Source organism: Enterococcus sp. DIV0170 (assembly GCF_051710765.1).
GTDB lineage: Bacteria > Bacillota > Bacilli > Lactobacillales > Enterococcaceae > Enterococcus_A > Enterococcus_A raffinosus.
This window is the reverse complement of sequence record NZ_JBIOLG010000001.1, coordinates 1780336-1805510: the sequence shown is the minus strand read 5'-3', so window position 1 is coordinate 1805510 and position 25175 is coordinate 1780336. Positions and strand designations below refer to the sequence as shown.

General features: G+C 37.4%; 24 protein-coding genes and 1 riboswitch. Of the genes, 21 read left to right on the top strand and 3 right to left on the bottom strand.

Annotated features, from left to right (window positions below; translation table 11 throughout):
• Position 1: 1 nt before the first annotated feature.
• The 8 genes from coaE to IGI50_RS08710 all read left to right on the top strand — a co-directional run bounded on the left by coaE (position 2) and on the right by IGI50_RS08710 (position 7830).
• A complete protein-coding gene (gene coaE, locus IGI50_RS08745; protein ID WP_438776757.1) occupies positions 2-601 on the top strand; it encodes a dephospho-CoA kinase in 600 nt (199 codons plus the stop codon).
• A gap of 186 nt (positions 602-787) precedes the next feature.
• Positions 788-1261 carry a transcriptional regulator NrdR gene (nrdR, locus tag IGI50_RS08740; protein ID WP_010744965.1) on the top strand — a complete coding sequence of 158 codons (474 nt, stop codon included), beginning with the start codon at positions 788-790 and terminating at the stop codon, positions 1259-1261.
• An 11-nt stretch (positions 1262-1272) separates the two neighbouring features.
• Entirely contained in the window at positions 1273-2583 is a 1311-nt protein-coding gene (locus tag IGI50_RS08735) for a DnaD domain protein (protein ID WP_438776756.1), read from the top strand.
• On the top strand, positions 2583-3509 hold the full coding sequence (gene dnaI / locus IGI50_RS08730) for a primosomal protein DnaI (RefSeq protein WP_438776755.1): 927 nt from the start codon (positions 2583-2585) through the stop codon (positions 3507-3509). Before IGI50_RS08735 ends, dnaI begins: the two co-directional genes overlap by 1 nt.
• 118 nt (positions 3510-3627) lie before the next feature.
• Positions 3628-4341 (top strand): tRNA (adenine(22)-N(1))-methyltransferase, encoded by a 714-nt coding sequence (locus IGI50_RS08725; protein WP_438776754.1) that lies wholly within the window; start codon positions 3628-3630, stop codon positions 4339-4341.
• Positions 4322-5443, top strand: a complete 1122-nt coding sequence (locus IGI50_RS08720; protein ID WP_438776753.1) for a Nif3-like dinuclear metal center hexameric protein — start codon at positions 4322-4324, stop codon at positions 5441-5443. Before IGI50_RS08725 ends, IGI50_RS08720 begins: the two co-directional genes overlap by 20 nt.
• Before the next feature lie 23 nt (positions 5444-5466).
• Positions 5467-6696 carry a peptidase T gene (gene pepT, locus IGI50_RS08715; RefSeq protein WP_438776752.1) on the top strand — a complete coding sequence of 410 codons (1230 nt, stop codon included), beginning with the start codon at positions 5467-5469 and terminating at the stop codon, positions 6694-6696.
• 99 nt (positions 6697-6795) lie between these two features.
• Complete coding sequence (locus tag IGI50_RS08710) at positions 6796-7830, top strand: lysylphosphatidylglycerol synthase transmembrane domain-containing protein (protein ID WP_438776751.1); 1035 nt, start codon at positions 6796-6798, stop codon at positions 7828-7830.
• A gap of 60 nt (positions 7831-7890) precedes the next feature.
• On the opposite strand, the gene IGI50_RS08705 is transcribed toward IGI50_RS08710, so the two are convergent.
• On the bottom strand, positions 7891-8901 hold the full coding sequence (locus IGI50_RS08705; RefSeq protein ID WP_218255645.1) for a zinc-binding alcohol dehydrogenase family protein: 1011 nt from the start codon (positions 8899-8901) through the stop codon (positions 7891-7893).
• A gap of 302 nt (positions 8902-9203) precedes the next feature.
• Here IGI50_RS08705 and clpB point away from each other — a divergent pair, with 302 nt between their 5' ends.
• From clpB to tdcB, 6 genes are all read left to right on the top strand, one after another.
• Positions 9204-11807 carry an ATP-dependent chaperone ClpB gene (gene clpB, locus IGI50_RS08700; protein ID WP_438776750.1) on the top strand — a complete coding sequence of 868 codons (2604 nt, stop codon included), beginning with the start codon at positions 9204-9206 and terminating at the stop codon, positions 11805-11807.
• Positions 11808-12072: 265 nt separating this feature from the next.
• Positions 12073-12921 carry a glucosaminidase domain-containing protein gene (locus tag IGI50_RS08695; protein ID WP_438776749.1) on the top strand — a complete coding sequence of 283 codons (849 nt, stop codon included), beginning with the start codon at positions 12073-12075 and terminating at the stop codon, positions 12919-12921.
• Between the two features lie 230 nt (positions 12922-13151).
• On the top strand, positions 13152-14081 hold the full coding sequence (gene cysK, locus IGI50_RS08690) for a cysteine synthase A (protein WP_218255640.1): 930 nt from the start codon (positions 13152-13154) through the stop codon (positions 14079-14081).
• Positions 14082-14174: 93 nt separating this feature from the next.
• Positions 14175-14612 carry a Fur family transcriptional regulator gene (locus tag IGI50_RS08685; protein WP_010744954.1) on the top strand — a complete coding sequence of 146 codons (438 nt, stop codon included), beginning with the start codon at positions 14175-14177 and terminating at the stop codon, positions 14610-14612.
• A 337-nt stretch (positions 14613-14949) separates the two neighbouring features.
• A complete protein-coding gene (ald, locus tag IGI50_RS08680; protein WP_218255638.1) occupies positions 14950-16059 on the top strand; it encodes an alanine dehydrogenase in 1110 nt (369 codons plus the stop codon).
• Positions 16059-17066 carry a bifunctional threonine ammonia-lyase/L-serine ammonia-lyase TdcB gene (tdcB, locus tag IGI50_RS08675; RefSeq protein WP_218255636.1) on the top strand — a complete coding sequence of 336 codons (1008 nt, stop codon included), beginning with the start codon at positions 16059-16061 and terminating at the stop codon, positions 17064-17066. Before ald ends, tdcB begins: the two co-directional genes overlap by 1 nt.
• Before the next feature lie 107 nt (positions 17067-17173).
• Here the strand turns inward: tdcB and IGI50_RS08670 are convergent, their stop codons facing one another.
• A complete protein-coding gene (locus tag IGI50_RS08670) occupies positions 17174-18091 on the bottom strand; it encodes a magnesium transporter CorA family protein (RefSeq protein ID WP_311855785.1) in 918 nt (305 codons plus the stop codon).
• 245 nt (positions 18092-18336) lie between these two features.
• Positions 18337-18434, top strand: a riboswitch (purine riboswitch).
• Between the two features lie 82 nt (positions 18435-18516).
• Between IGI50_RS08670 and IGI50_RS08665 the strand changes: the two genes are divergently transcribed.
• The 5 genes from IGI50_RS08665 (at position 18517) to purB (ending at position 23535) form a co-directional block, all read left to right on the top strand.
• A complete protein-coding gene (locus tag IGI50_RS08665; protein ID WP_010744950.1) occupies positions 18517-19098 on the top strand; it encodes a xanthine phosphoribosyltransferase in 582 nt (193 codons plus the stop codon).
• Between the two features lies 1 nt (position 19099).
• Positions 19100-20383, top strand: a complete 1284-nt coding sequence (locus IGI50_RS08660; RefSeq protein WP_438776748.1) for a nucleobase:cation symporter-2 family protein — start codon at positions 19100-19102, stop codon at positions 20381-20383.
• 205 nt (positions 20384-20588) lie between these two features.
• Positions 20589-21077, top strand: a complete 489-nt coding sequence (gene purE / locus IGI50_RS08655; RefSeq protein ID WP_311855788.1) for a 5-(carboxyamino)imidazole ribonucleotide mutase — start codon at positions 20589-20591, stop codon at positions 21075-21077.
• Complete coding sequence (gene purK, locus IGI50_RS08650) at positions 21070-22191, top strand: 5-(carboxyamino)imidazole ribonucleotide synthase (RefSeq protein ID WP_218255627.1); 1122 nt, start codon at positions 21070-21072, stop codon at positions 22189-22191. The genes purE and purK overlap by 8 nt, the downstream gene beginning before the upstream one ends.
• A gap of 48 nt (positions 22192-22239) precedes the next feature.
• Positions 22240-23535, top strand: coding sequence for an adenylosuccinate lyase (purB, locus tag IGI50_RS08645; protein ID WP_438776747.1), 1296 nt, complete (start codon positions 22240-22242; stop codon positions 23533-23535).
• Positions 23536-23573: 38 nt separating this feature from the next.
• On the opposite strand, the gene IGI50_RS08640 is transcribed toward purB, so the two are convergent.
• Complete coding sequence (locus tag IGI50_RS08640; protein WP_218255623.1) at positions 23574-23945, bottom strand: hypothetical protein; 372 nt, start codon at positions 23943-23945, stop codon at positions 23574-23576.
• A 256-nt stretch (positions 23946-24201) separates the two neighbouring features.
• Between IGI50_RS08640 and purC the strand changes: the two genes are divergently transcribed.
• Both purC and purS read left to right on the top strand, forming a co-directional pair.
• Entirely contained in the window at positions 24202-24918 is a 717-nt protein-coding gene (gene purC / locus IGI50_RS08635) for a phosphoribosylaminoimidazolesuccinocarboxamide synthase (RefSeq protein ID WP_438776746.1), read from the top strand.
• Between the two features lie 2 nt (positions 24919-24920).
• On the top strand, positions 24921-25175 hold the full coding sequence (purS, locus tag IGI50_RS08630) for a phosphoribosylformylglycinamidine synthase subunit PurS (protein WP_311855795.1): 255 nt from the start codon (positions 24921-24923) through the stop codon (positions 25173-25175).

The window sequence follows — 25175 nt, the reverse complement described above, 5'->3', positions numbered from 1 at the left end:
AATGAGTTTTGTCTTAGGAATAACTGGAGGAATTGCTAGCGGAAAATCGACAGTGGTTGATATTTTTAGATCAGAGGGTTTTCCGATTGTGGATGGGGATATTGTGGCGCGGAAAGTGGTTGAACCTGGAACCGAAGGGCTGCTAACTTTACAACAGGCTTTCGGATCAGCAATTATTGATGAACAGGGCAATTTAAATCGAGAAAAGTTAGGCAAGATGATTTTTCATGATGAAGGTAAAAGAGCAAAATTAAATAAAACACTTGATCCATTTATTCGAAGTGAGATTGAAGCGCAGGTGGAGAAGGCGAAAAAAAACAATCAATTAGTCATTGTTGATGTTCCATTATTGTATGAAGGAAATTATCAAGTTTTGATGGATAAAGTAGCGGTTGTCTATGTTACTCCAGAAATTCAATTAAGTCGGCTAATGAAAAGAAATAACCTTCCCAAAGACGAAGCATTAGAACGAATTAGGAGTCAGCTTTCATTGGATGAAAAGAAAAAGAGAGCGGACATTCTTATTGATAATTGTGGTTCCCAAGAAACAACACGTCAACAAGTTATGGATTGGCTAAGAATAAACAAATTTGTTTCTTAAAGAATTCAGCGTCGTAGTATTACGACGCTTTTTTTAGCGCGCTGGTTATGGTAAACTCATGTTATATAAACAAATAAATTTTTTCAATCAACAAAATTTTGTTTTTAAAAAACGATGCAATATAACAAATAGATTTCACGTTTAATCAGTGAATTTAACCAATCATAAGAAAGTGTGGGTGAATTTATGCGTTGTCCAAGATGTAATCATAATAATTCCCGAGTAATTGATAGTCGACAGACTGATGATGGACGAGCGATTCGTCGTCGGAGAGAATGTGAAAGCTGCGGGTTTCGATTTACAACATTTGAGCGTATTGAAGCGGCTCCTCTGCTAGTTGTTAAGCGTAACGGGGATCGAGAGGAATTTAGCCGTGACAAAATTTTACGAGGCTTAATTCGTTCTGCAGAAAAACGTCCAGTAGCGATGGAGCAGATGGAACAAATTGTCGATCATGTAGAAAATCGTGTGCGCAGCATGGGAGAAAATGAAATTCCAACCAGTCAAATTGGCGAATTTGTCATGGAAGATTTGATGGAAGTTGATGAAATTGCCTATATTCGTTTTGCGAGTGTTTATCGACAGTTTAAAGACATGTCTGTATTTTTAAAGGAATTACAGGAGATCGTTGACAAAGCGAAGTCAACGGATGAAGAGTAGGAGGCATTTTAGTGGCAGAACAACTGAAACCCAGCACCTTTTATACGGTCTATGGTGAGCCACAACTTGATCAAAGTAAACAAGATGCTTTGCTGTATTTATACCAGCCAATTATTGGCAGCTCTGCGTCAAGCTTATACCTGACCTTGATTAGCGACATTATGTTAGATGGAAAAAGTCAAAGCTTGATGCATACCGATTTATTAGCCGCTATTGATACAGGCTTAACAAACTTGATAAAAGCTCGTGAAAAGCTTGAAGGGATCGGTCTATTAGAAACCTTTGAAGTGATGAATGAAGAGATGGGGAGTAGCCTGATATATCAATTGCGCCCACCGCTTATTCCTGAAAAATTCTTTCAAGACCCATTAATGGCTTACCTATTAATGGATAAAATTGGAAAACACCGATATGAACGTCTAGTCGAACGCTTTAAACCGAAAAACTTTGATACTGAAAATGCCAAAAATATAACAAAAAGATTTAGAGACGTATATCGTTTTGATGAGACTGCTTTTACTAGTCATAGTGATTCTTTAGAGAGAACACAGGAAGTTTTTGAAGATAAATCAGATTTTGATTGGACGTTGTTTACTCAGCAGATAAAACGGTTCAATTTGATTATGACTTTGGATGAGCGAGAGAAGCTACAAACTTTTCAGCGACTATATGGATTGAACGAATTGGATTTGGCAGAATATGTTGCTAAAGCAAGTGCCGGTGAAGAAAAAGGGCTGAATTTTAATTACTTGCGTCAACTTATCAACAAAGAGAAACGACCGAATATACCCGCTGAATCGAAAAAAATACCATCAGAAAGTCTAACAACTACCGGAAACTTCTCATCGCAGGAGTTAGAAATTATCACTCAAAGTAAAAAAATTGCTCCGGTTACCTTTCTTCGAGCGATTAAGCGTGAAAAGGGCGGATTCGAAACCAATACGGAAGTTCGATTATTGGAAGAACTAATTGGGCGTAATTTACTACCTAAAAGTGTGATTAACATTATCATTAATTACATTTTAGTTATTCAAAATCAGGCTGTGATTAATGCCAATTATTTAAATGCTATTGCTAATGACTGGGCTCAGAAAAAAATTACCACACCAGAAGAGGCCATCAGTCATGTGCGGAAAAATAATCAGAAATTGGTTCGCAAACCACAAGCTACACGTCCAGTGTACCAAAAACGTAGTGGTCGAAAAGAGGCTTTGCCAGAGCATATTAAGCAGCCGCCGAAAGAGAAGAAGCTAACTCCCGAAAAAGAAGCAGAGTTGAACCGTAAACTAGCGGAATATTTAAGTAAAGAAGGTGACGATTGATGGAAGATGTAGGAAAAGAGTTGAATCGCATCATTAAGAGCCGTGGGGTCGATGGTCGTTACCGCCAAATGATGGAAGAAGTTTTGGCCGATCCGGATGTTCGTCAATTTATTGAAGAGCACAAAGAAAAATTATCGCAAGCAGATATTGAGAAGTCGTTTGCAAAGCTTTATGAGTTTGTTCAAGAAAAGAAAAAGTATTTAGCTTCTGATCCTACGATGATTGCACCAGGTTATGAGCCACAACTAAGTCTAAATTTTCATTTTATTGATGTAACATATGTACCAACCGATGAGTTGCTTCGTTTAAAACGTGATGAAGAGATTCGTAATCGTGTCAATTCATTAGACATGCCGAAGGATATCCGTAAGGCTTCAATACGAAGTTTTGAAGTTACTTCTGGACGAAGTGAGGCATTAGAAGCTTCACTGGATTTTATTAATCAATATGAGTCGAGCCCTAAAATGTTTCATAAAGCATTGTATTTAGTAGGAGATTTTGGAGTTGGCAAAACTTATTTGTTAGGGGCCGTTGCCCATGAACTCGCTGTAAAAGGCTTCGAAACAACACTGCTACATTTTCCAACCTTTGCTGGTGAGATGAAACAAGCCATTTCCAATGACAGAGTGGGACCAAAGCTTGATGAGGTGAAGAGAGCCCCAATTTTAATGATTGATGATATCGGCGCCGATTCTATGAGTGCATGGATTCGTGACGAAGTTCTAGGAGTAATTTTGCAACATCGTATGCAAGAGCAATTGCCAACCTTCTTTTCTTCTAATTTTAATATGGATCAATTGGAAGAACATTTATCTGTCACGCAGCGGGGAGACGAAGAGCCATTGAAGGCAAAGCGGATCATGGAACGTGTTCGATATTTAAGTAAAGAAATTTGGGTGATTGGTGAAAATCGCCGAAATGGTTAAAAAACGAAAAAATTCTTAGAAAAAGAGAAACGCCCTATTAAAAAGCGCTGTCATTTAGCTCTTTTTTAAGGGCGCTTTTTTTAAGGAGTGTTATAATCTATTTTAGGATGTGAAAGTAATGAATGCCAAAGATTTATCGCTTCGATTACAAAAAGCGGCTGAGTTTGTACCACAAGATGCACGTTTAGCAGATATTGGTTCGGACCATGCTTATTTACCAGTAGCTTTAATGCTTCAAAATAAAATATCTTTTGGGATTGCTGGAGAAGTTGTTGTTGGTCCATACAAATCTGCAAAAAAACAGGTGGCTAAAAATGGCCTAGATAAAAATATCGATGTTCGTCTAGCCGATGGATTGGAAGCAGTAGAATTGGATGATCAGATTAATGCGATCACGATTTGTGGGATGGGTGGCGTATTGATTCGGGACATTTTACAGCGAGGAAAAGAGAAACATCGGTTGTCTGGAAAAGAACGTCTTATCCTGCAACCGAATGTCGGTGAAAGACAATTACGCCAATGGCTATTTGACGAGAGCTATCTGATTATCGATGAAGCAATTATCGAAGAAAACAATAAGGTATATGAAATAATTGTAGCTGAAAAAGGAACAGCAAGACCTGAATATTCGGGAAAAGAACTTTTATTCGGTCCTATTTTGTGTAAAGAAAAAAATGCGATTTTTATGAAAAAATGGCAGAACAAGTTGGAAAAAAGCGAAAAAATTTTAGCGAGTTTGCGGCAAAGCGATCAGGATGTAGCAGAAAAAATCCAAGAGGTTACGCGAGAAATAGAATGGATCAAGGAGGTACTTGATGATGCAGGGAAGTGAATTTATCCAGCGTTTTAAGCAGTATTGTCCAGAGTGGTTAGCAGAAGATGGAGATCCAGTAGGGCTTCATATAGGTACATTGAATAAGAATGTTGATCGAATTATGATGAGCTTAGATGTACGCCCTGCAGTTGTTGAAGAAGCGATCGCCAAGAAAGTTGACTTATTAATTGTGAAGCATCCACCGATTTTCCGAGCAATTACACGGTTAACGACAGATGATGTACAAACGAAAATGTATGCAGACCTAATCAAGCACGATATTGCTGTTTATGCGGCTCATACAAATATGGACATCATTTCTAATGGTTTGAATGATTGGTTTTGCGAAGGTTTAGAAGTCTTTGATACGGACTACCTTGTCCATACACATACCGTGAAAATGAAAAAGCTTGCTGTCTATATACCTCAATCGGATGCAAAAAAGATGCGTCAAGTATTAGCGGAAGCTGGAGCGGGGATACAAGGAAACTATCATGCTACATCTTTTACATTAAACGGCACGGGACGTTTCACACCAAATGATGACGCGCAACCGACAATTGGTACCGCGAATGTTCTTGAGCAAGTTCAGGAAAGTAAAATAGAAGTAATTTTTCCAGAAACAAGACAAACAGAAATCGTTGCTGCAATGGTAAAAGCCCATCCATATGAAGAACCAGCTTATGATATTTATCAATTGGATAATTTAACTGAAAAATTTGGAATTGGGCGCGTTGGCGAATTAAAAGAAGCACTACCGACAGAAGAGTTTATTCAAAAAGTGAAAAAAGTTTTCAACTTAGAAGGCTTGCGCGTGGTTTATCCCCGTACAGCCAAAGAGAGTATTAAACGAGTAGCTATCTGCGGCGGAAGTGGAGAGAAATTTTATCGTGAGGCCCTAGCTGCGAATGCAGATGTTTATATCACCGGTGATGTTTATTACCATACTGCACACGATATGCAGGAAACAGGTATGTTGGTGATAGATCCAGGGCATTATATTGAGTCGCTCTGCAAAGAAAAGATGGTGACTCTATTTATCCAATGGAAAAATGAAGAAGACTGGGATGTTGAATTTTTAGTATCAGAGACGTCCACAAATCCTTTTTCATTTAAATAAATAGCATTAAAGGAGAGAGTAAGATGTACGAAAATTTATTACCGCGCTTTTTAGATTATGTTAAGACAGAAACTCGTTCTGATGCGACAAGCACCACAACACCAACAACTCAAACACAGGTAGCCTTTGCCCATGAGCTGATGAAAGAATTAGATAAAATTGGGATGAAGGACATTACTTATAATGAAAATAACGGCTATGTGATCGCTACTTTGCCAAGCAATCTTGACAAGGAAGCACGGACGATTGGCTTTATCTCTCACATGGATACAGCAGATTTCAATGCTGAAGGGGTAAATCCACAAATTGTTGAAAATTATGATGGTGAATCTACTATTAAATTGGATGCAGAAGGAAAATATACACTAAATGTAAAAGATTTTCCTAATTTGAAAAACTATGCCGGCCAGACATTGATTACGACTGACGGATCTACGTTGCTTGGTTCTGATGATAAATCAGGGATCGCTGAAATTATGACTGCGATGGAATATTTAGTCAATCATCCAGAAATCAAACATGGGGAAGTTCGTGTTGGTTTTGGTCCTGATGAAGAAATCGGAATTGGTGCAGATAAATTCGACGTTAAAGAATTTAATACAGATTTTGCTTACACAATGGATGGTGGTCCAATTGGTGAATTGCAATATGAAACATTTAGTGCAGCACAAGCTGAAATTACTATGCATGGGAAAAATGTTCACCCAGGAACGGCTAAAAATACAATGATCAACGCTTTACAAATGGCCATTGATTTCCATAATCAATTACCAGAAGGTGACCGTCCTGAAAAAACAGATGGACGTGAAGGATTTTTCCACTTATTGGCCCTTGATGGGAATGTTGAAGAAGCAAAAATGACATACATCATTCGAGATCACGATCGTGAGAAGTTTGAAGAACGCAAGCAAATGATTTTAGAGCTTCAAACAAAAATGAATAGTCAGTTTGATCAAGAACGAGTAGAAATTAACATGTATGATCAATACTATAATATGGGTGAGATAATTGAAAAGGACATGAGCGTTATTGATCTAGCCAAGGGGGCGATGGAAGAAGTTGGTGTAACACCAATTATCGAACCCATTCGAGGCGGAACTGACGGGTCTAAAATTTCTTTCATGGGGATTCCAACACCTAATATCTTTGCTGGTGCTGAAAACATGCATGGACGCTTTGAGTTTGTCTCATTACAAACCATGGAAAAAGCAGTTGACGTGATTGTGAAGATCATAGAAAACAATGCAAAATAGTTTTTTTGAAAAAGCTTTGAGGAAACTTGAAGCTTTTTCTTTTTTTGCTCTTTCGCATGTGTTAGGCTATAGCAATAAAGATAAAAATGAGGCTAAAAAATGAAGTTATCGATCAATCGGAAATTGATTCTAAATATTTTGTTGTTTGTTGTTATGATTGGAATTATCATCTTTGTGGTCCGCGATTCGTTAAGTGATATTTTTACTGAACTAGGCAGAACTTCATTGCCGGTACTTATAGGTGTCACAGGATTAGGGTTGATTAGTCAACTTATCGAAGGGTATACAATTAAAAATATTGCAGGTGAATTTAATACGGCATTTACTGTTCGCGATGGTTTTTTTGCATCGGCTTATGCGACTTTTTATCGTGTCATTACTTTTGGTACTGGATCGATTGTGTCTGAAGTCATTTATTACCATAAAAAAGATTTACGGTACTCAGAAGGAACAGGTACCAGTGCTTTACGAATGGTGACTTACAAAATTGCTTTAATGATCTGGGCGTTGTTCTTTTTAATCGTAAAAAGTGATGCGATTCAAAAGCATATTGCGAATGGGATTTTTTTGGTTCTTGCTGGTATTCTTGTGACGTTATTGATTATTTCTACTTTACTAGTGCTAAGTTTAAATGTTAATGCGCAAGTTCTCTTGGTATTGATCTGTAATCGACTATTCAAAAGGCAGAAGTTGCGAGATATTGTGGATCAGGTGAACAATCAGGTTTACTCTTTGCGTGGTGCCATCCAAACTTTTATTCATGACAAAAATGCAATGATCCGTGTGTTTTGTTCAAATATGGCGAAATTAGCTGTCTGGTATATGCTTCCCTTTTTTATTTTAGTCCACGATCGTCCTTCGATTGATCTATGGTTGACCGTGGCGTTGATCAGTTTTACAGTAATCATTGGTGGAATACTGCCTGCTCCAGGAGGAATCGGAGGTTTCGAATTTGTCTATGTGCTCCTATTCCGCAACGTCGTTGGAAAAGTCGATGCAGTTTCATCACTGCTGCTTTATCGTTATGCGACATATTTATTGCCATTTTTAATTGGAATGATTTATGTATTGATTAATAAGCAACGGCAAATTAATCATGAAATTAAAGAAGCAAAAAAAGAAGTTAACGATTAATACTTTTCGTTTAACTTCTTTTTTATATACTTTGAAACTAAAAACACAGCTTTTGAAATTTTAATAGTGGACGACGAGTTTCCCAATCATTTTATCTTCTTCAATAAATTGGTGGGCTTGATAAAAAACATCTGGAGAAAAACCAGGAATAATCTTCGTTAACGTACTTTTGATCTTTTTCTCATTCATCAGCTGAACAAGTAAAGCTAAAATTGCTCCTTGTGAAGCGATGTTGTAGTCATAATCGGTTTTAGCAAACATATATTCCCAATCAAAACTACCAGATTTATTTTTTAATTTCGTTAAATCTACATCTTTATTTGCTCCTACAATTGATCCGAGATGACCAAAGGGTTCCAGTAAATCACTCATTTCCTCAAAATAGCGATCTGTCGAATGAAGAATTAATATGTATGGCAAGGATGGATGTCCAATCTTTCTTAATTGTTTAGTTAGGTCTTTATGGTGATCAATCACGTGATCAGCTCCCATTTTTTCAGACCATTCTTTACTTTCTTTACGAGAGGCAGTGGTAATCACAGTTAGACCAGCCCATTTTGCTAATTGCGTCGCTAACGAACCAACACCTCCAGCGCCATTGATAATTAAGATTGTGCCATTATTTTGACCTTCCTCAGGTATCAATTCCATTTTTTCAAATAGCATTTCATAAGCAGTGATGAAGGTTAGCGGCAACGCTGCAGCTTCGTCGGTAGAAATGCCGCCTGACAGTTTTGCGACGATTCGGGAGTCAACGACTTGATTTTCGCTGTAGCTGCCAAATCTTTTGGTAGTACCGGCAAATAGCACTCGATCTCCAACCTCAAAATTTTTAACATCGCTACCTAGTTGGGTGACAATGCCAACACTATCAAATCCTAAGACATGGGGTTGAGGAGTTCCTTTGCCACTTTGTCTCAATTTTGTGTCAATAGGATTTATTGAAACAGCTAAGTTTTTTACAACCAGATCAAGCTTATTTAATTTAGGAAGCATTACTTCGTACGTTTCGAAATGGTTCCCTTCTGAAAGCAGAAAACCTTTTTCGAATCCGATTACGCGAGAAATCATCGAATCACTCTCCTTATCCAATTGTGTACCCATTTTTAATAAAAATGAGTTTGATTTTCACGTTGTATAGTCATACAGCTAATCTTATACTTAATGAAGCTCTCATTTAAAAAGATAAAATTAGCTAATTTATAAGTAAGACGAACAAGCTGTTTCCTATTTAGCAATGAAAGAATTGTAGCATTATTTTGATTTTCTTCATAATAATAAACTTTGATTTTAGTGAGCGAATAGTTTGACCTTTACTGACCAAAAGTATATACTATTATTTGTAAACCATTAATAATGTCGGAGGTATGTTTATGAATATCGAAAAAATGACGACAACTTTACAAGAAGCGATTGCTGAAGCTCAGCAGATTGCTGTTACGAGACATCATCAGGAAATTGATATTGCTCATGTATGGAAGATATTTTTGCAGCCTAATCACTTTGGCAGAAATTTTTATACGGATGCAGGTATTGATGTTGAACAATTTGAGCAAGAAGTAGACAAAGTATTGGATGAATACCCAACTATAAGTGGTGGAAACGTCCAGTATGGACAGAACCTTAGTCAAAATTTATTTAATTTATTAAATGAAGCAGATAAACTTAGAGACAAATTTCAAGATGATTTTTTATCAACAGAAATCGTCATATTAGCATTAATGAAATTAAAAAATTACTCCTTGACGAAATATTTGAATGAGCAAGGATTAAATGAAAAGGAAGTACAGAAAAATATTGAAGAGATGCGAGGAGGAGATCGTGTGACTTCACAAAATCAGGAAGAAACTTATAAAGCGTTAGAAAAATATGGAGTTGATTTGGTTCAGCAAGTTAAAAACGGCAAGCAAGACCCTATCATTGGTCGCGATGAAGAAATTCGCGATGTGATTCGTATTCTTTCGCGAAAAACCAAAAATAATCCTGTTTTGATCGGCGAACCTGGTGTAGGAAAAACAGCTATTGTAGAAGGATTAGCGCAGCGTATCGTTCGGAAGGATGTTCCAGAAAATCTTAAGGATAAAACAGTTTTTTCTTTGGACATGGGCTCCTTAATCGCTGGTGCGAAATTTCGTGGTGAATTTGAAGAACGATTAAAGGCCGTTCTAAAAGAAGTAAAAAAATCAGATGGGCGCATTTTACTCTTTATCGATGAAATTCATAATATTGTTGGCGCCGGAAAAACAGAAGGCAGTATGGACGCTGGAAATATTTTAAAACCAATGTTGGCGCGTGGCGAACTACATTTGATTGGTGCGACTACGTTAGACGAATATCGTCAATACATGGAAAAGGATAAAGCTTTAGAACGCCGCTTTCAGAAGGTCTTAGTGAAAGAACCCACCGTTGAGGATACGATCAGTATATTGCGCGGTTTAAAAGAACGCTTCGAAATCCATCATGGTGTAAATATTCATGATAATGCATTAGTAGCTGCAGCAACATTGTCAGATCGATATATTACAGATCGTTTCTTACCAGATAAAGCGATTGATTTAGTGGATGAAGCGAGCGCTAGTATTCGTGTTGAAATGAACTCTATGCCGACTGAACTGGACCAAGTGACGCGACGTTTAATGCAACTAGAAATTGAAGAAGCGGCATTAAAAAAAGAAAGCGACGACGCAAGCAAAAAACGACTAGAAAACTTGCAGGAAGAATTGGCTGACCTTCGTGAAGAAACGAATGCGATGAAATTGCAATGGGAGACTGAAAAAGAAGAAGTCAATGTGGTTTCTAATAAACGTGCAGAAATCGATCAGGCAAAACATGAGTTGGAAGATGCAGAAAACAATTATGACTTAGAGCGTGCTGCAGTTCTACGTCATGGCACGATTCCAAATCTAGAAAAAGAATTAGCCGAATTGGAAGCGAAAAATCAGAAAAATGATATCAAAATGGTTCAGGAATCAGTAACAGAAAATGAAATTGCACAAGTAGTTGGACGTTTAACAGGTATTCCTGTTACCAAATTAGTAGAAGGTGAACGTGAAAAATTACTAAGTTTAAATAGTACACTGCACCGTCGTGTGATTGGCCAGGATGAAGCTGTGGATGCTGTGAGTGATGCTGTATTACGTTCACGTGCAGGGTTACAGGATCCAAATCGTCCGTTAGGCTCTTTCTTGTTCCTGGGACCAACAGGAGTCGGTAAAACAGAGCTTGCCAAAGCCTTGGCAGAAAACCTATTCGATTCAGAAGATCATATGGTTCGAATTGATATGAGCGAGTACATGGAAAAACATTCAGTGTCACGGCTCGTTGGAGCACCTCCAGGTTATATAGGTTACGAGGAAGGTGGTCAATTGACAGAAGCCGTTCGTCGAAACCCGTATACAATCATTTTATTAGATGAAATAGAAAAAGCTCATCCTGATGTATTTAATATTTTGCTGCAAGTACTGGATGATGGTCGATTAACAGACTCTAAAGGTCGATTAGTTGATTTTAAGAATACCGTATTGATTATGACCAGCAATATTGGTTCGCAAGTTCTTTTAGATGGCGTAACTGCAGAAGGGGATATTCCTGAAGCAACGAAAGAACAAGTATTAAGTATGCTACGAGGACACTTTAAGCCTGAATTTTTAAATCGAATTGATGATACTATTCTTTTTACACCATTAAGCTTGAATGACGTAAAAGGAATCGTGGAAAAAATCATTCAGCATTTATCTCATCGCTTGGAAGAGCAAGAGATTCAATTAGACATAACTGAGGATGCAAAAAGCTGGATCGCGGAGAAAGCCTATGAACCACAGTACGGGGCTCGGCCGTTGAAACGATTTATTACACGAGAGGTAGAGACGCCTTTGGCTAAAGAAATTATCGCAGGACGCGTGTTGCCGAAAACAAAAGTGTCTATCGAGCTACTTGATGATCAACTAGTCTTTCAGAATCAACCCATGGACATATAAAAAGATTATGTAAACAAAAAAGAAGTGAAGTAGAGATATAATTCGCTACTTCACTTCTTTTATAGAAATGAAAAGCTATAAGAAAAATACAAAAAAATCAAGCATTTCATTGCCGAAAAATAGCAACTTTTTCATTACACATATTACGAAGTAATGACAAATTAGTGAATTTGTAGTGTTTAAATTGTTTGTTAATTGTTAATGTTTTATACTTTTAAAGTAATCAAAAATGAAGAGTTATGCAAAGGTTACTTGGAGGTAAACAATGAACCAATTTAAAACCCGCATTGAAAAGTACAATTATATAAAAACACAACAAAAAGAGAAACGCTTGAAGATGGCTAAAAGAACGGTGCCTTTATTGGGTACAGCAATGATTCTATCACCAGCTGTTTTGAATACAAACACGATAAAAGCTAGCGCAGCAGAAACCGGTCAAGTTCAAAATCAATCGACATTTATCGAACAATTAGGTGCTTCTGCTATGCAAGTTTCAGCTTCAAATGATCTATATGCATCTATTATGGTCGCTCAAGCATTAGTAGAAACTGGTTTTGGAAGTTCTCAATTATCTGCTGCTCCTTATTACAATTTATTCGGCGTGAAAGAATATAGTGGTGGTCCATCGGTAACTATGAGCACACAGGAATACTTAAATGGTCAATGGGTAACAATGAATGAACCTTTTGCAGTTTATAGTAGCTATGCTGAATCCTTTCAAGCACATGCGAGTCTCTTAGCTAGCTCATACTATGCTGGAGCATGGAAGAGCCACACAAATAGTTATCAAGATGCTGCAGTCTATTTAACTGGTCGTTATGCAACAGATCCAGGATATGCTAGTAAATTGATCTCCTTAATTCAGACATATAATTTAACTCGTTTTGATACACCGGGATCAGGCACGGCTGTTCAAGCACAAACTACAAATGTTCAGACAACTGAGCAAACTAGTTCGTCTTCTCAAGCCAGCGGTCAATCGTATACGGTACAATCTGGTGATTCAATTTGGGGAATTGCTGAAAAATTCGGAATCAGCGTTGACCAACTATTAGCAGATAACGGTTGGAGTTCTGATTCAACAATTATGCCTGGAGATACAATCGTCATTTGATTTTAAGAACTTGAAAAATGGAGTAAAATACTCCATTTTTTTTTGGCTTAATTTTTATTATCTATTTTGTTTTATTTAAAAATTGATATAATGAGAGACGAACTACGACTTTAAAATAGATAGTTCATTAAGAAATAGTCTATAGAAAGTTTTTTAGAGTCGAAATTCTCGCATCTTTCTAAAATATTCGATAAGATAACTTACATAAGGTAAGGAATGGAGCGAGGAGAATGACAAAAATCTATAATTCTATTTTGGATACAATTGGTGACACACCCATTGTAAAACTTAGAAACTTGCCATCAGAGGATATGGCACAAGTTTATGTTAAGGTAGAATCCTTTAATCCTGGAGGCAGTGTAAAAGATCGAATTGCCTTAAGAATGATCGAGGATGCAGAAAAAAGCGGTAAATTAAAAGATGGTATGACAATTATCGAGCCAACCTCTGGAAATACAGGCATCGGTTTAGCTATGGTTGGGGCAGCCAAGGGTTATCCAGTTATTTTAGTAATGCCAGAAACAATGAGTATCGAACGAAGAAAGCTAATGCAAGCTTATGGAGCTGAGCTAGTTCTAACACCTGGAGCTGAGGGGATGAAGGGTGCAATCGCAAAAGCGAAGGAACTTGCTGAAGAAAATGATTGGTTTGTTCCTGCGCAATTCGATAATCCGTCAAATCCAAAAGTACATGAAGAAACAACGGCGAAAGAGATTGTAAATGCATTTGAAAAAAATGGATTAGATGCTTTTGTTGCCGGTGTAGGAACCGGTGGTACAATCACTGGTGTTGGAAATGAGCTTAAACGCATGTATACAGATATCAAGATTTATGCGGTAGAGCCCGAAGAATCACCAGTTTTAGAAGGTGGTCAGTCTGGACCACATAAAATCCAAGGAATTGGCGCTGGTTTCGTCCCAAGCATCTTAAACACGGAGATTTACGATCAAGTGTTACCTGTAAGCAGCAGTGAAGCTATGGAAACTGCTAGAGAAATCGCAAAAAAAGAAGGAATTCTTGTAGGAGTATCTTCAGGTGCGGCTTTATTTGCAGCAATAAAGGTAGCTAAAGAGATGAATCCTGATCAGAAAGTATTGGTTTTGTTACCAGACAATGGTGAGAGATACTTGTCTACTGAATTATTTCAATTTAACCAATAACTTTATGAAAAACATTAATTTTTGAATCCAACTAGTATTTCCCCTCAGATAATAGTATCATTTTAATATAGAATACAATTAGGAGGGGCTTATATGGTAAATGAGGCAGTCGATCGAGCGGTCAAAGAATTAAAGGCCGGCGGAGTCCGAATTACGCCACAACGTTATGCCATTTTAGAGTATTTGATCCAGTACCGTAATCATCCAACAGCTGATGAAATTTTTCGTTCACTAGAAAGCCGCTTCCCGAATATGAGCGTGGCTACTGTGTACAACAATTTGAGAAAATTCGTTGAGATCGGTATTGTCCAGGAGATGAATTATGGTGATGCGGCAAGTCGCTTTGATTTTACGAATCAGCAGCATTATCATGCAATCTGTACGGACTGCGGAAAAATCGTTGATTTCTTCTATCCAGGATTAGAAGATGTTGAAATGGCGTCTAGTAAACTGACAGGATATCAAATTAACAAACACCGCTTAGAAGTGTATGGTTTATGTCCAGATTGTCAAAAAAAAGCTGAGGAATAATTCCTCAGCTTTTTTATTTTTATTTAAGATAACAAAATTATTCATTTTAACTAATGAGAAAAATCACATAAAATTATGATAACGTTTGCTTGTTCTTTTCTTAAAAAAACTTTTTGAAGAGAATATAAAATACTAAAATGAAAAGATTCTTATCTGATAATGCTGTTTTATAAGCGTTGTTAGATAATTTTTTTTCGTTTAATGAATAGTAGTTCTAGATAAATGAGATATCAATAACACTTGAAGCTTGATCGTTGCTTCTAAAAAGTATTGTGATATATTAAACTTGTTCAGAAGTTAAAGAACTTCAATAATAATTCTTTAGGAGTGATTTACCATGAAAATCGGTGTAATTAAAGATCCAAAACAAGGTGAGGCACGTGTAGGCATGACACCAGAAAATGTAAAAATTTTAGTAGAAGCAGGAAATGAAGTGCTCGTTGATAATAGTGCTGGTGCGGGTTCAGGCTTTACGAATGAACAATACGTTGAAGCAGGTGGTAAGATTGTAGATACGGATACCGCTTGGACTGCAGAATTGATTGTAAAAGTAAAAGAACCGATGGAAAGTGAATATCACTATTTCAAAAAAGGTCAAATCATTTGGGGATTCTTACACTTAGCTGCAAATAAAGCTTGTGTTGAAAAAATGATGGAAGTCGGTGTGACTGCTTTATCAGGTGAAAATATCTCAATCAATGGTGTTCTAGAATTATTGAAACCAATGAGTGCTATTGCAGGGCGTCGCGCAGTCAATTTAGGGCAATATTATTTAGAAAAACAACACGGCGGCGAAGGAATTTTACTACCAGGAATCGACGGGGTTGAGGCTGGAACTGTTGTCATTTTAGGTGGAGGAAACGCTGCAGAAAATGCTGCAGATATGGCTGTTGGTATTGGTTGCCGCGTTGTCATTCTTGAGGTAAATGAAAATCGTATCAAACAATTACAAGATCGCTATAAAGAACATGATGTAGAAGTGATTGTTTCGAATACAGCAAACTTAGAAGAAAAAATCAAAGAGGCAGATGTTTTTATTTCAACAGTCTTAATTCCAGGCGCGAAACCACCGAAATTAGTGAAAGAATATATGGTTGAATCAATGAAACCAGGCTCAGTAATTGTTGATATTGCAATTGATCAAGGTGGAACTGTTGAAACAATCGACAAACCAACCAATCATGCAGACCCTGTCTTTATTAAACATAATGTTATTCACTATGCTGTACCAAATATGCCAGGGGCAACACCAAGAACAGCGACAATTGCTTTAGCAAAAGGAAACATCTCTTTCCTTAAAGACGTTAGCGTGAAAGGATTAGATGGGGCATTAAAATCTGATGACTCATTATTATCGGGTTTGAGTGTCTACAACGGAAAAGTTGTTTCTAAAGCTCTGGCTGATTCCATAGATGTTACTTATACAGAGGTAGGAGATGTTTTATAATGACAGACACAATGACAAAGTTACCTGTGTCAATTGAAGATATCCATGAGGCAAAAAATGTGGTCAAACAATATGGACGAGTGACACCGCTAATTCAGTCAATGTTCTTAACTGCGAAAACTGGTGGACAAGTATTTTTGAAATTAGAAAATATGCAGCTAACTGGTTCGTTTAAATTCCGTGGTGCATTCAATAAAATTGCTCACTTGACCCAAGAAGAAAAGGACAAAGGTGTTATCGCTGTATCTGCTGGCAATCATGCTCAAGGGGTTGCATTGACATCTAAATTGTTAGGAATCAAGAGTACGATTGTAATGCCCGAAACGGCACCAAAAGCAAAAGTCGAAGCAACTGAAGGGTATGGGTCAAAAGTCATCCTTCATGGGGCTGGTTTTGATGATGCGAAAGCGTATTGCGAAAAAATCGTTGAGGAAACAGGGGTAACTTATATCCCGCCGTACGATGATGAATTTGTGATGGCTGGACAAGGGACGATCGGACTTGAAATCTTGGATTCAATTTGGGATGTTGATACTGTGATCGTACCTGTTGGTGGTGGCGGCTTAATCGCTGGAATTGCTGTCGCGATGAAAACCTTTAATCCGAATATCAATATTATTGGGGTACAAGCAGATAATATTCATGGTATGACCGCCTCATTCCGTGCGGGACGCAAAGTTGGCTATAAAAAAGCCGCAACAATCGCTGATGGATGTGCAGTGGAATTTCCAGGAAATCTGACGTTCGAGGTTGTTGAAGAATTAGTTGATGATATGGTGACGGTTTCTGAGCAAGAAATTGAACTAGCAATGAAAGACCTGATTCAACGAACAAAAATTGTAGTTGAAGGAGCTGGTGCATTAGCTACAGCTGCGATTCTTTCTGGCAAAGTTGATGACTATGTCAATGGTAAAAAAGTTGTTGCTGTCGTTTCAGGTGGTAATGTGGATCTGAACCGTATCACTGACGTTATTGGTCACTTCTCAGTAGCAAATGAATTAAAATAGTTTAAAAAGATAAGTAGCGGCGGATTGACAGGCTTCCCTGAATTAGGACAAAGAAATACAAAAGTCCTAGTTAGGGTGAGCCCATCAGTTGGTCGTTACTTTTTTGATTAAGCATCGTAATCTTTTTTGAACAGATAGATACCGCTCACAATCGAAACAATCAATGCAAGAAGTACAACCATAATAGAGCCAAGCTCTGAATCTCGCCATAGCAGTCCGCCTGTATTGATCCCCCAGAGACTGAATATTAATGTTGGCAGTGCGAGCAATAAGGAAGCTGTATTCAGAAATTTCATCAGTTGATTCAAGCGATTATCCATCATGCTGTCAATCAGTCCGCTAATGGAGCTAAGCATTTCTCGATAAATTTGAACGGATGTGGTAGCTTGCTTTGTCTGCAATTCAATTTCAATTGCCAAATCACGGTCAGAAGAAACCAAGCTAGAGTCTAGCAAATGTGTAATTGTTCGACGCTGCTCTTTTAAAAGATTGTCAATATACACCAATCTTTTCTCTGTATCAGTGGTTTTCTCCAAAATATTTCTATTTGATCCATTTGATGTGCCTTGACTGATTTCCTCAATCATCTTTCTTTGTTTTCGCAAAAAAATAAGATAGTGTTCATTAATGATCTGTAAGGTATGTAAAATCAGTCCTGCTTTAGTAAAAATCTCAGATTCATAATTTTCTAGAACTTCATCAATTAACGGTTTTTCACAAACAGTGATCAGAACATCTGATGTAAGGAAGATAGAAACAGAAGAAGATAGAGATTCTGGGTCATCAATAGATTTGATATCAGTAAAAAGCATAAGACATAGCGACTTTTTGTCTTCCGTTTGATATTTCTTAAAAAAAGAAACATTAGAATACTTTCTCCCAAGAGAAAAGAATTTTTTAGGCAGCTCGTAGACATTATGTAATTGTTCCTTCTCCTCGTCGGTCGGATTAGAAACAGATAACCAATTTCCATTATGAGCATTTGCCTGTATGCCATCATTTGAAATTGAAAAGTACTCAATCAATGATAAGAACCTCCTTAAAGTATAAGTATTTTTCTTCAATCATCTCAAATTGCTAATTGATTGCCAATTATTTTGAATCGTTAAATTTGTTTAAGAGCTATTCTTTCTTATATAATAGAAGAAATTTTGATAAAAGTGAGACAATCATTTAATTCAGCTATTATTCTTCTCATTTGAAACAATTCTAGTTTACAGTAACTCTGTATCTGCTATAATAATCTTCATATTTCATAAACTTCAATGAAAATTTTCATTGGAAATAAGCTTATATATCGTCATAATATGGATGACAGTTTCTACCTTGTGCCGTAAACGCAGGACTATAAGCAAAAAACGTACGGTTACGTACCTTTTTTGCTTTGCAGATGAGGTGCGTTTTTTGTATTAATCAAAAAACGAAAAGAAATGAAAAGGAGAAAATTATCATGAAAGAATTGACAGATCGTATCAAAGACAATGGGCGTGTTTTAGGTGAAGGTGTGCTAAAAGTTGATGAGTTCATCACACATCAAGTAGATCCTGAATTAATGGACGCAATGGGCAAACGATTAGCTGAAGTATTTGCGGATAAAAAAATCACTAAAGTCGTAACAATTGAAGCTTCAGGAATTGCTCCTGCAGTATATGCTGCGCAAGCTTTAAAGGTGCCAATGATCTTTGCTCGTAAGTCAAAAAGCCTAACCATGGATGAAGAGCTATTGACTGCTTCTGTTTACTCCTTTACAAAACAAGTCACTAGTACGATTTCGATTTCTCGTAAATTCCTTTCTGCAGAGGACAATGTGTTATTAGTCGATGATTTTTTAGCGAACGGTCAAGCTGCTAAGGGATTAATTGAATTATGTCAGCAAGCTGGAGCCAATGTGGCAGGAATTGGAATTTTGATCGAGAAATCTTTCCAAGATGGACGCCAATTAATTGAAGACATGAGTATTCCAGTTGTTTCCTTAGCTAGAATCTCTTCCTTACATGATGGTAAAGTAACGTTTATCGAGGAGGACGCATAGAGTGACAAGTGAGACAGGAAACGGAAAATCAGCAGTATTAGGATTGCAGCATCTTTTAGCGATGTATGCAGGAGCAGTGGCTGTGCCGCTTTTGATAGGTACAGGATTGGGATTCAATGAAGCACAAATGACGTATTTGATTTCCATTGATATCTTCATGTGCGGGATTGCAACTTTACTGCAATTAACTGTCAACAAATTTTTTGGAATTGGTTTGCCTGTTGTGTTAGGCTGTGCAATTCAAGCGGTTGCTCCGTTGATTTTGATCGGGCAAACGCACGGTGTCGGTACGGTATACGGATCGATTATTGCTGCGGGAATTTTTGTTGTATTGATTTCAGGTTTCTTTTCTAAGGTAGAAAAACTATTTCCGCCTATCGTGACAGGGACGGTTATTACAACTATCGGATTAACATTGATTCCGGTAGCTATTACTAAAATGGGTGGTGGAGACGCTGCAGCAAAAACGTTTGGTGATACGACAAATTTATTGCTAGCTTTTGTCACAATTCTATTGATTTTGGCAGTGCAGGTGTTTGGTCGGGGATTTTTACGATCTATCGCTGTATTAGTTGGACTAGTTGGTGGCACGGTTCTCGCTGCACTATTAGGACAAGTTGATTTAGCGGCGATTGGGCATGCACCAATGTTCCATGTTCCTCAACCTTTTTATTTTGGCACACCAAAGTTTGAGCCATTCTCTATTCTATTAATGATAATTATTTCTATCGTGAGCATGGTAGAATCAACTGGTGTATATTTTGCATTAGGTGATATTGTTGGAAAAAAAGTGCAGGAAGATGATTTAAAAAGAGGTTATCGTGCAGAAGGTTTGGCTGTTATTTTAGGTGGCTTATTCAATACATTTCCTTATACGGGATTTTCACAAAATGTTGGGCTTGTACAATTATCTGGAATTAAAACACGGCGTCCAATTTATTTTTCAGCATTCTTTTTGATTGTTTTAGGTCTTTTTCCGAAAGTAGGTGCTTTAGCCCAGATTATCCCTGAGCCTGTTTTAGGTGGCGGAATGTTAGTAATGTTCGGAATGGTCGCAGTACAAGGAATGAAGATGCTTTCGAAGGTTGATTTTAATGATGAAAAGAATTTATTAATTATTGCGATTTCAATTGGGTTTGGATTAGGTTTCAACGCGATGCCAACGTTGTTTTCAAAATTACCAGAAACGGTTCAAATGTTTACCGGAAATGGGATTGTAATGAGCAGCTTATCAGCGATCATTTTAAATCTTTTGTTTCATGGATATAAAAAGGAAAAGAAGTAAAGGGTAAGCGCGGTATCAACCGCGTTTATTTTTTCTAGATAATAAACACGAACATTAGATTAAAAATATCTTGTAATATTCGAATTTAACTTTGACTTACTAAAAGGGTATTGCTAAAATAAGTTTGAATTACGGTATTTGACTCAATAAATGAGTCGTTTTTCTTAAGAAAAAATGATTGTTCAATAGGAGAAAGGAGCAATTTATGAATCCAGAAGTTGCAGTTATTATGGGTAGTACGTCTGATTGGGAAACAATGAAGCACGCTTGTGAAAGTCTCGATGAAGTAGGGGTTACTTATGAAAAGCGAGTGGTTTCAGCCCATCGAACACCAGATTTAATGTTTGAATTTGCCGAAAAAGCTCGAGAAAGAGGAATTAAAGTAATCATCGCTGGTGCAGGCGGTGCCGCACATTTACCAGGAATGGTCGCAGCCAAAACGACGTTGCCGGTGATCGGAGTTCCTGTACAATCTAGGACCTTAAATGGGTTAGATTCTTTATTATCAATCGTACAAATGCCAGGAGGTGTTCCAGTTGCAACGACAGCTATCGGAAAAGCTGGTGCAACAAACGCTGGACTACTTGCGGCACAGATGCTTTCAATGTATGATAAAAAAGTAGCTGAACGCTTGGAAGAAAAGCGTCAGCAAATGACACAATCTGTATTGGAAAGTAGTGAACAACTTGGTTAAATCGTTACAACCAGGCTCTACGATAGGTATCGTAGGCGGAGGACAATTAGGCCGTATGATGGCTATCAGTGCAAAGGAAATGGGTTTTCGTACAGGTGTGATCGATCCGACTGAAGACTGTCCGGCTGCGCAAGTTTCGGATTGGCATATCGTTGCTGATTATGATGATCAAATGGCTTTGGAAGAAATGGCTCGTAGATCACAGGTAATCACTTACGAATTTGAGAACGTAGATGTCGATACCATTAATCACATTCAGCATTTTGCTAATATTCCTCAAGGCACAGATCTTTTGGCGATTAGTCAGGATCGCTTGATGGAAAAATCTTTCTTAGAAAACAATAATATCGTGATTGCTCCATATGCGACAATCATTAGTCCAACAGATATCCAAGATGCTATCGAAGGCATCGGCTATCCCTGTGTGTTGAAAACAACTCGCGGTGGGTACGATGGACACGGTCAATATGTATTGAAAAGTACCGCTGATTTGGCACCATCAATGAATTTGTTACGTCAAGGTACTTGTGTTTTAGAAGCATGGATTCCTTTTGAAAAAGAATTATCTGTTCAAGTAGCTGGCAATAATATTGGTGACTATGTCACATTTCCAGTAGTGGAAAATGTTCATCGGAATAATATATTGCATGAAACAATCGCGCCGGCAGGAATTGATTCAGCTGTTGCAAAGGAAGCTGCTCGTATTGCGAAAGTAATTGCACAAGGCGTTGATTTGGTCGGGACACTCTGTGTAGAATTTTTCCTGACAAAGGCAGGGGCATTGTACGTAAACGAAATTGCGCCACGCCCACATAATTCAGGGCATTATACGATTGAAGCCTGTACGATGAGTCAATTTGATGCTCATATCCGCGGGATTTGCGGCTGGCCTTTAAGCGAACCAAAATTATTATCGAATGCTGTAATGGTAAATGTTTTAGGTGAGAATTTACTGAAAACCTATGAATTGATCGACTTATGGCCAGACTGGCATTTCCATTATTATGGGAAAGCAATGCCAAAAAAAGGACGCAAGATGGGACATGTAACTATTCTGACTGAAAGCATTCAACGTACATTGGACGACATTAAAAAAACTGAAACATGGGATTAATAATGTAAAAAAATATGTCAATACATTAAACATGACAAGGAGATAATCATGATACCTCGATATACAAGAGCAGAAATGGGAAATATTTGGAGCGATGAAAATCGTTATAAGGCTTGGTTAGAAGTTGAAATTTTAGCGGATGAAGCCTGGGCTGAACTTGGTGAAATTCCTAAAGAAGATGTAGAAAAGATTCGTGCAAATGCAGGGTTTGATATTGATCGTATTTTAGAAATTGAACAATCAACAAAGCATGATGTCGTAGCTTTCACCCGTGCAGTTTCCGAAACTTTAGGTGAAGAACGAAAATGGGTTCATTATGGATTGACGAGTACAGACGTTGTTGATACTGCTTATGGTTATTTGTACAAACAGGCTAATGATATTTTACGCCAAGATCTGCAAGACTTTTTAGTAATTGTTGGAGAAAAGGCGAAAGAACATAAAAATACAGTGATGATGGGAAGAACTCACGGTGTCCATGCTGAACCAACAACTTTTGGGTTGAAGTTGGCTACTTGGTATTCGGAAATGAAACGAAATATCGAGCGTTTTGAACACGCAGCTAAAGGGGTTGAAGCAGGGAAAATTTCAGGAGCGGTAGGTACATTTGCGAATATTCCGCCGTTTGTTGAAGAATTTGTCTGCGAGAAATTAGGCATTCGTCCACAGGAAGTTTCAACGCAAGTATTGCCTAGAGATCTTCATGCGGAATACTTCTCAAGTCTAGCATTGATTGCTACTTCAATCGAACGCTTCGCTACTGAGATTCGAGGATTGCAAAAATCTGAAACGCGTGAAGTTGAAGAATTTTTCGCGAAAGGTCAAAAAGGTTCTTCTGCGATGCCTCATAAGCGAAACCCAATCGGTTCTGAAAATATGACTGGATTGGCTCGCGTAGTCCGTGGTCATCTCATTACCGCTTTTGAAGATGTGGCTCTATGGCACGAGCGTGATATATCTCACTCGTCAGCCGAGCGAATTATTACACCAGATACTACTATTTTGGTTGATTATATGTTGCATCGCTTCGGGAACATCGTCAAGAATTTGACAGTTTTCCCAGAAAATATGAAACGAAACATGCAGGCTACTTTTGGATTAATTTATAGTCAACGTGTAATGCTAAAATTGATTGATAAAGGTATGACGCGGGAAGAGGCCTATGATTTAGTCCAGCCGAAAACAGCGTATGCTTGGGATCATCAGACTCAATTCCGTCCGTTGGTTGAAGAAGATGAAAAAATTACTAATGTTTTGTCGGAAGCAGACTTAGACGATGCTTTCGATTATAACTATCACTTAAAAAACGTGGATCAAGTATTTGAACGTGTAGGAATCAAATAAAAGAAACCTCTTGCTAATAGCAAGAGGTTTTTACGTGTTTAGGCATAGGAATAGACATCTACGAAGCAGCTTTCATGTAGCTGTTCCAATAAGCAACTGATTAATCGATAATCATAATTCACAGAATTTAATAAAATTTCAATTCGATAGGAATTTTTTAAGAATGAGTGATCTTTGAATTGCCGAATAATCAAGCTATCTTGTACTTTATTCGAAAAATGTAAAGATTGCATAGCTTGAGATTGTCTTGGATGCAAAAGTTTTTTTAGATTACGGTAGGAATAAAAGCTTGTATCACGATTAAGATTGTGTGTCGCATCTAACCCCAACAAAGCATTCAATAAGTGCTGTTTATCTGATTCTTTCATTGAATTAAGAAATTTCTGAGCTGCTGCCGGCGCATCTAACATAGTGAATTCCCCCATATATTTCGTTCGAATTAAATATAGCACCATTTTCACAAAATGTAAACGCTATCTTTAAGTAGAGCGATTATCCTGTGTTTACGGAATGTTATAAACACGAACAATAGAATAATTGTTTCACTATAATATACGATAAAATATTGAAATATCCTTTTTCTGTTGTTACACTAAAGATGAATTTGATTAACGAACGATTATTGCGATATGTTTTAGAATGTTCATAAAAAAGGAGCGCTATTACGTGAAAAAAGGAAATTTATTGTATGAAGGAAAAGCAAAACAATTGTTTGAAACAGATGATTCAGAGGTCATCTGGGTAGAATATCTGAATCAAGCGACCGCTCTAAATGGTGCGAAGAAAGATCAAATAAGCGGTAAAGGCGAACTAAATAATCAAATTACCGGTTTGATTTTTAATTTTTTAAAAAGTAAAAATATCAAAAACCACTTTATTAAACAGCTTTCGGAAACTGAGCAATTGATTCAAGCGGTGGATATCATTCCTTTAGAAGTAGTAGTACGCAATGTTGCAGCAGGGAGTTTCTCAAAACGATTAGCTATTCCAGAAGGAGTGCAGTTGAATAAGCCAATTGTTGAATTTTATTACAAGAATGACGAGTTAGATGATCCAATGATTGTAGACGATCACATTCTTTTTTTAGAACTTGCGACAACTGAAGAGATTAAACAATTGCGACAAATGGCTCTGGAAGTAGACCAAGCGTTAATCGAATTGTTCGACTCGATGGATATTACATTGATTGATTTCAAACTTGAATTTGGACGTCAAAAAGACGGAACCATTCTACTAGCAGATGAAGTATCGCCGGATACGTGTCGCTTATGGGACAAAAAAACGAAGGAACATTTAGACAAAGATATTTATCGTCGTGACTTAGGAGACATTATTCCAGTATACCAAGAAGTATTAAATAGATTAGAAAAGCGAGGAGAATAAGGATGTATTTTGTAAAAGTTTATGTAACGTATAAGGACTCTGTGTTGGACCCACAAGGGGAAGCTGTGAAGGGTGCTGTTCACCGTCTAGGCTATGATGAGATCGAAGATGTTCGAATCGGTAAATATTTTGAGATCAAAGTCACAAAAAGTGATCGGCCGGTTGAGGAAATGATCGAAGAAGTGTGTGATAAATTATTGGCTAACGTCAATATGGAAACCTATAGATATGAAATTTCAACATCGGAGGAAGTTTAA